This is a genomic window from Novosphingobium naphthalenivorans NBRC 102051, assembly GCF_001590985.1.
Lineage (GTDB): Bacteria > Pseudomonadota > Alphaproteobacteria > Sphingomonadales > Sphingomonadaceae > Novosphingobium > Novosphingobium naphthalenivorans.
Genome location: NZ_BCTX01000066.1, coordinates 21,325 through 27,459 on the forward strand (window position 1 = coordinate 21,325; position 6,135 = coordinate 27,459).

6 protein-coding genes and 1 tRNA gene are annotated in these 6,135 nt (G+C 63.1%); 6 read left to right on the forward strand and 1 reads right to left on the reverse strand.

Annotated elements, in window-relative coordinates; all coding sequences use genetic code 11:
• Positions 1-114: 114 nt before the first annotated feature.
• Together NN5_RS18615 and NN5_RS18620 are read left to right on the forward strand one after the other, a co-directional pair.
• Complete coding sequence (locus NN5_RS18615) at positions 115-1,314, forward strand: LL-diaminopimelate aminotransferase (protein ID WP_067736824.1); 1,200 nt, start codon at positions 115-117, stop codon at positions 1,312-1,314.
• A 141-nt stretch (positions 1,315-1,455) separates the two neighbouring features.
• The gene (locus NN5_RS18620; protein WP_084385041.1) at positions 1,456-2,220 is read left to right on the forward strand and encodes a winged helix family transcriptional regulator; all 765 of its coding nucleotides are present in this window, start codon (positions 1,456-1,458) and stop codon (positions 2,218-2,220) included.
• Here NN5_RS18620 and NN5_RS18625 read toward each other — a convergent pair.
• A complete protein-coding gene (locus tag NN5_RS18625; RefSeq protein ID WP_067736827.1) occupies positions 2,206-2,730 on the reverse strand; it encodes a molybdenum cofactor guanylyltransferase in 525 nt (174 codons plus the stop codon). The genes NN5_RS18620 and NN5_RS18625 overlap by 15 nt on opposite strands.
• 212 nt (positions 2,731-2,942) lie before the next feature.
• On the opposite strand from NN5_RS18625, the gene NN5_RS18630 reads away from it, so the two are divergent.
• The 4 genes from NN5_RS18630 to NN5_RS18640 all read left to right on the forward strand — a co-directional run.
• Positions 2,943-3,016, forward strand: a tRNA-Cys gene (locus NN5_RS18630).
• 162 nt (positions 3,017-3,178) lie between these two features.
• Positions 3,179-4,429, forward strand: a complete 1,251-nt coding sequence (locus NN5_RS18635; RefSeq protein ID WP_067736830.1) for a tyrosine-type recombinase/integrase — start codon at positions 3,179-3,181, stop codon at positions 4,427-4,429.
• Between the two features lie 115 nt (positions 4,430-4,544).
• Entirely contained in the window at positions 4,545-5,003 is a 459-nt protein-coding gene (locus tag NN5_RS25970) for a hypothetical protein (RefSeq protein WP_157081209.1), read from the forward strand.
• Between the two features lie 428 nt (positions 5,004-5,431).
• A partial coding sequence (locus tag NN5_RS18640) for an ArdC family protein (protein WP_067736832.1) occupies positions 5,432-6,135 on the forward strand: 704 nt, incomplete at its 3' end.

Here is a 6,135-nt window from a genome sequence, read left to right on the forward strand (position 1 = left end):
GCTTCAACCCTTGTTACAATCTTTGCAACGATGAGGCATTTGCGCAACGAGCGTAATCCCCTACAGGGACGATGCGGCGATGGTGCCGCCAGTTTTTATGGAATCAAAGAGGTCATGGAAGACGAGTTCTACCGCATCAAGCGACTGCCGCCCTATGTCATCGCCGAAGTCAACGCGATGCGGCACGCAGCACGCCAGGCGGGCAAGGACATCATCGACCTCGGCATGGGCAACCCCGACCTGCCCCCGCCCCAGCACGTGATCGACAAGCTGTGCGAAGTGGCCCGCAAGCCCAACGCCCACGGCTATTCCCAGTCCAAGGGCATCCCCGGCCTGCGCCGCGCCCAGGCCAACTATTACGCCACCCGCTTCGGCGTCGAACTCGATCCCGAAAGCGAAGTGGTCGTGACCATGGGCTCGAAGGAAGGCCTCGCCAGCCTGGCCACCGCGATCACCGCGCCGGGCGACGTGGTGCTGGCCCCCAACCCCAGCTACCCGATCCACACGTTCGGCTTCATCATCGCCGGTGCCACGATCCGCTCGGTGCCGACCACGCCCGACGAGAACTACTGGAAATCGCTCGACCGGGCGATGGCCTTCACAGTGCCGCGCCCCTCGATCCTGGTGGTGAACTACCCCTCGAACCCGACCGCCGAGACCGTCGATCTGGCCTTCTACGAGCGCCTTGTCGCCTGGGCGAAGGAGAACAAGGTCTGGGTCCTGTCCGACCTTGCCTATTCCGAGCTCTACTACGACGGCAACCCGACCCGCTCGATCCTCGAAGTGCCCGGCGCCAAGGATGTCGCGGTCGAGTTCACCTCGATGAGCAAGACCTATTCGATGGCTGGCTGGCGCATGGGCTTTGCCGTGGGCAACCAGCGGCTGATCGCGGCGATGACGCGCGTGAAGTCCTACCTCGACTATGGCGCTTTCACCCCGATCCAGGCCGCGGCCTGCGCCGCGCTCAACGGCCCGCAGGACATCGTCGAGCGCAACCGCCAGCTCTACCAGAAGCGGCGCGACGTCATGGTCGAAGCCTTCGGCCGCGCCGGCTGGGACATTCCCAGCCCCAAGGCCTCGATGTTCGCCTGGGCGCCGCTGCCCCCTGCGCTGAAGGAAATGGGCAGCCTGGAATTCTCCAAGCAACTCCTCACCCATGCCGAAGTCGCGGTTGCCCCGGGCGTGGGCTATGGCGAGGACGGCGAAGGCTTCGTGCGCATCGCCATGGTCGAAAACGAGCAGCGCCTGCGCCAGGCCGCACGCAACGTGAAGCGCTACCTGGCATCCATGGGGGTGAACACCCCGGGTTCCTGAGGGAAAACCTCATAATGTAGGGAAAAACCACAGGCCTACCCTGTAAGATTTTGCGAGTTGTTCCGAATCCCCTTCACCCCGATCCTTCCCCTGACGCTTCGCCACAGCCGGCAATCTCGCCGGCAACCGCACGGGGGACTAATGGGCGCTTCAAATCAGCGTGGGGGGGATTCGTTCCAATACTGCTGGCTGGGGTCGGGACCGCTTCCGTCCACTCTTGACCTGCGCCGCGACGGCTGGACCCTGAGCGAGGGCAATACCCCCTCGGCCGACTGCATCGGTCTCATCGATGCCGGCAATCTCGACAGCGTCGCCTGGATGCGCGTCCTGTCCACTTATCCGGCGGAAACCCGGCGCTACATTCTGGTGACGGGCGTCCGGCGCGCTGGAGAGCGCACCATGCTTCTGCAGCATGGGTTCGCCGATGTCGTTTCGGACACGATCGCCCTGGAAGAGCTTGGAGCCCGCGCCAAACGCGTGGCGGACTTTTCGCACTGGCTGCCCCGCCAGCGCCGGTTCGGCACGCTCCGGCTGGACCTGCTCGCGCGTGAGGCCCACGTCGATACCAAGCCGCTCAATCTCAATCCCCGCGAATTCGCGCTGCTGTGGCGGCTGGCCGACAGCCCCAACCACCCGGTCAGCAAGCAAACGCTGATCCATGACGTGTGGCGCATGGGCTTCGTGCCCGAAACCAACAGCATCGCCGTCCATATGTCGCGCCTGCGCCGCAAGCTCGCCATCGGAGGCCTCCAGGGTGTTATCGAGACAGCCCAGGAAGGCGGCTATTGCCTGCGCATTTGCGATACCAGCGGCAACCAGGAACAGGCCCCCACGCGATTTTCCGGCCAGAGTGCCAGCAACCAGAGCACCGGCAAGGCGCCCGACCGGGTGTCACTGCCGATCTGACAGCGCCGCAAGATCCCCGGGCGTGTTGATGTTCGGGATCGGAACCGCAGTCTGCACCTTCCGGGCGCCGATCAGTTCGGCGAACCGGAGCATCGAGTGCCGCTCATCGCTATGGAGCAACTGCTCCAGCACCGGCGCGGCCGCGGCAGGCCAGAGACCGATCACCGGCTGCGCGGCCAGGCACGCGGGCGCCGGCGATAGCGCATCCAGCAAATCCTCAGGCAGGACAGCCGCATCCACGCCGCAACTCAGCACGGCCTCGTAGCCCTCGTCGCGGGCGTAGTGCAGAGCGGCCGCCAGCCCCGCCAGCGGCCCCATATCGGCCCGCGGCCAGTCTGGCAGGGCCGGCGCAGGCGCCGTCTCGCGGCCCACGACCACCACATGCTCGCACAAGCCAGCCAAGGCATCGACAGCCAGGGCAATCAGCGTGTGCCCGTTCAGTTCGGCAAGCGCCTTGTCGCTGCCAAAGCGGCGGGACAGTCCTCCGGCAAGAACGGCTCCGAGAATCATGGGAAGCACTCCACGTGGCCTGGCGGCAATCAGCGACCTTCATCATAAACGCCGAACGGCAAAGGATGAAAGCGCCGACTGCACGGCCAGTTCCCTCACCTGCCCAGTTCCTGCGCCTGCCAAGGCCTCCGCAAACGATTTGCCGCTTTCAACGCGAATCTGAGTTGCACCCCGGCCGATCCATTGCTAGGCGCGCATTCCTCCACACGGATGGCCCGATGGCGGAGTGGTGACGCAGCGGACTGCAAATCCGTATACGCCGGTTCGATTCCGGCTCGGGCCTCCATTTTTGCTTCTCAGCAGGTCTGAAAGCATCCCAAAACTGGCTGTTTTCTGCGGTTTTTGAGTGGTATTATGGCTCCGTCAGGTTCGGGCCATTTCACTAAATCTCACCCAAATGATGGTAGATTTGATGGTTGTCCCGCCAACGCGATCGGGAACTACCATCATGTCCTACGGAAACCGGCAGAAATCCGGGCTAAATGCGGCCTGTGTGTCGCGTGCAAAACCCCGGAACAAGGCCTACAAGCTCAGCGACCGCGACGGGCTCTATCTACAGATCGAACCGAGCGGCACCAAGTCCTGGAGAATGAACTACCGCATTCTCGGAAAACAGAAGACCATCAACTTCGGCCGTTGGCCTGAGTTGCCGCTGGGCGAAGCGCGGACACGTCTGCTCGACGCAAGGCGCCTCATCGCCGATGGAACGGACCCGATCGAGCAGGCCAAGCTGGAAAAGATCGCAAAGACCCTCGCCGCCTCGCATACGTTCGAAGCGGTCGGGAACGAGTGGCTCGAAAAGATCGGTGCCGAGGGCGCAGCGGCGATGACGATCAAGAAGTCGCGCTGGCTTCTCGCCAAGCTCTATTCCGCGCTCGGCCAGCGTCCGATTGCCGAAATCACTCCGCATGAGCTGCTACTCGCGCTCAAGAAGATCGAGGCCTCGAAGCGGTACGACACCGCCAATCGCGCGCGCACTGCGGCCAGCCAGGTCTTTCGTTATGCGATCGCGACCGCCCGTGCCGAGCGCGATATCGCTACGGACCTGCGCGGCGCGCTTATCACTCCGAAAACGACCCACCGGGCTGCGATTACCACACCGGTCGAGGCCGGTGCACTCCTGCGCACCATCGACACCTACGACGGCTATGCCCTCACCCGAACCGCGCTGCGTCTGCTCGCGCACGTCTTCGTCCGTCCAGGCGAACTGCGCTGGGCCGAATGGAAGGAATTCGACCTCAAGAAGCGGGTCTGGACGATCCCGGCCCACAAGATGAAAATGCGACGCCCTCATGCCGTTCCCCTGTCGCTTCAGGTGCTGGGCATCTTGAAAGAGATCGAGCACGACTCCGATTACAGCCCCTTCCTCTTTCCCTCGTTGCGTTCGGTCGAGCGCCCGATGTCGGACAACACGATCAACGCCGCGCTCCGACGGCTCGGCTACGGGAAGGACGAAATGACCGGCCACGGGTTTCGCGCGCTCGCCGCGACGCTGCTCAACGAAATGGGCTGCTGGAATCCCGATGCGATCGAACGCCAGCTCGCCCATGCCGATGGCAATTCCATTCGCCGCGCCTATGCGCGCGGCCAGTACTGGGACGAGCGCGTTCGCATGATGCAGCACTGGTCGGACCATATCGACCAGCTGCGCGACGGTGCGACGGTTCTGCGACCCAAGTTTGGCCATAGCGGGTCATGAACGACCGACGTGAATGTGGCCTAGCTACATGCACGATCACGGGTTAACAGTAGAGATGTTAAATAGACCGTCGTGTTAGATCGCTCCCGGAGCCGAGAACTCAGCAATGAGAAAGATGCATGTTGCGATGCCGGCCTCACTTCTAATGTGTCTTTCTGGCTGCCAGCCTCAGGAAGCCGACAATCCTGTAGAAAACAACTCCTCGTCAGTGCCAGACGATACCCCGACGCCCGTGGCACGACTTAATGCCGATGACCTTGTGCGCGTTTGTAAGGCTGGACAGGCCTTCACTGTTGGACGCTCGATCGAAGGCATGGCAGCGTCACTCTCGACAGATGGCCTGGTCCGTCTCAGCTATACCCGCGACGACGGCAAACATTTTGATTACGATTGCATGGTCAGAGGCGATGTCATTCGCACGCGGATGATTGATGAAGGAGGCCCGGGAACAGGTCCCGGAGCTTGGTCTGGGCGTGGGTCCACGACTACCTTCAGCGCTCTCACTCCAACCTCCGTCCACATCAAGGACGTGTATTTCGATGGTTCGGTGGACGAAGGCACGATCGAATTCTGAACACAGATCGACGCGATTATAGGGACAACTGCGTCCCAGCCCTGACGGCCTGACCGCGCTCTACTTCCGCTACCGCTCCAGCCGAGCCACCGTACGGCGTCTCGTCGGCATAGCCGTCACGATCGCATGACGCGTTACGTCTCGCCTTTGGGCGTGCCGGTCGGGCTGCCCTTGGCATCCCGTCAATGGTCGCTGCGCGTGAGGCGCGGCGGCGTGAGCCTTGACGGCTCCGTGGTGGCGGGGGGCGTCGCGGCCCCTTAGCCCCGCCTCGACGGCGCGCAACCCGTCCGCTGCGCTGCCGGGTGCTCCTCTTCGTTTCGCCCCTTCGGGTGCGCCCCGCCTTTAGCCGGCGGGGCTTCTGGTCTGCTCCTGCCGCCCCCCGCCACTCTGGCGCCGGTCAATGGCGGTTGAGGAAAGGAGCAGGAGTTATGGCCGACCGTCAGAGCCTTTATGGCGAGGTGACCGCACGGGTAATCGCCGAGCTGGAAGAAGGACGCCTTCCGTGGGTGCAGCCTTGGAACAAGGCCCGGTGTGCATGCACGATGCCGCACAACGCGGTGTCTGGACGAGTGTACTCCGGAATTAATGTGCTGATCTTGTGGTGCGAGGCGGTGGAGCGTCAATTCACCTCGCAGCGCTGGCTTACCTACAAGCAAGCCGAGAAGGCAGGCGGGCATGTCCGGCGCGGAGAGAAAGGCACAGTCATTTGCTATGCCGACCGCTTCACCCCCAAGGACGAGGCCGCAAGGGCCGCAGGCGAGGACCGCGAGGCGCGCACGATTGCCTTCCTGAAGCGCTTCACGGCGTTCAATCTCGATCAAATCGAGGGGCTGCCCGAACAGTATGCGGAAGAACCGGTGGCGCCCGATCCCGTGATGGCGATAGCCGAGGTGGACAGGCTGATTACCGCCAGCGGTGCCGACTTCCGGATCGGCGGGAGCGAAGCGTTCTATTCACCCAAGCAAGACTATGTACAGGTTCCCCCGCAGGCGGCCTTTCATGAACCGGTGAACTGGTTTCGCACGGCGCTGCACGAGCTTGGCCATTGGGCTGGCGGCAAGGGGCGGCTGGAGCGCGATCAGAGCGGCAAGTTTGGTTCAGCCTTGTACGCCAAGGAGGAACTGGTCGCTTT